Here is a 693-nt window from a genome sequence, read left to right on the forward strand (position 1 = left end):
ATAAACGGGTGGAACGGATCTGGCGACGCGAGGGGCTGAAGGTGCCGCAGCGCCAGCCGAAACGCGGCCGGTTATGGCTGAACGATGGCTCGTGCATCCGGTTGCGGCCGGAGTATCCGGGGCATGTCTGGGCTTACGACTTCGTCGAGGAACGCACCCATGACGGACGCAAGTTCCGCATCCTTACCATTATCGACGAGGCGAGCAGGGAGTGCCTGGCACTCGTCGTCGCGCGCCAGCTCAAACACGAAGACGTACTGGCAGCGCTGGCCGAGTTGTTCATCGAGCGTGGTCCGCCCGCGCATATCAGGTCGGACAATGGCAGCGAGTTCATCGCCGCCGCCGTCCAGACCTGGCTCAGGCAGATCGGCGTGAAGACGCTCTACATCGCCCCGGGCTCGCCATGGGAGAACGGCTACAACGAGAGCTTCAACGGCTCGCTGCGGGATGAGCTGCTGAACGGCGAGATCTTCTACACCCTCGCTGAAGCCAGGGTGCTGATCGAGGCGTGGCGGCGTCACTACAACACTGTCCGACCGCACAGCAGCCTCGGCTATCGACCACCCGCCCCGGAAGCGGCGACACCGCCATTGCCGGCCTCCGGTTCCGCTTCGCTCCACCTCCGACCGGCAATGGCGGCGGAGACGACAATGCACTAACTATCAACCCGGACCACCCGGTGGGGGCTGCTCA

1 protein-coding gene is annotated in these 693 nt (G+C 64.5%); it reads left to right on the forward strand.

The window, feature by feature from the left end; translation table 11 throughout:
* On the forward strand, positions 1-659 hold a 659-nt coding region (locus MF609_RS19805; RefSeq protein WP_242417757.1), incomplete at its 5' end, for an IS3 family transposase.
* Between the last annotated feature and the right edge of the window lie 34 nt (positions 660-693).

Origin of the sequence: Sphingomonas panni (genome assembly GCF_022664435.1) — a bacterium.
Lineage (GTDB): Bacteria > Pseudomonadota > Alphaproteobacteria > Sphingomonadales > Sphingomonadaceae > Sphingomonas > Sphingomonas panni.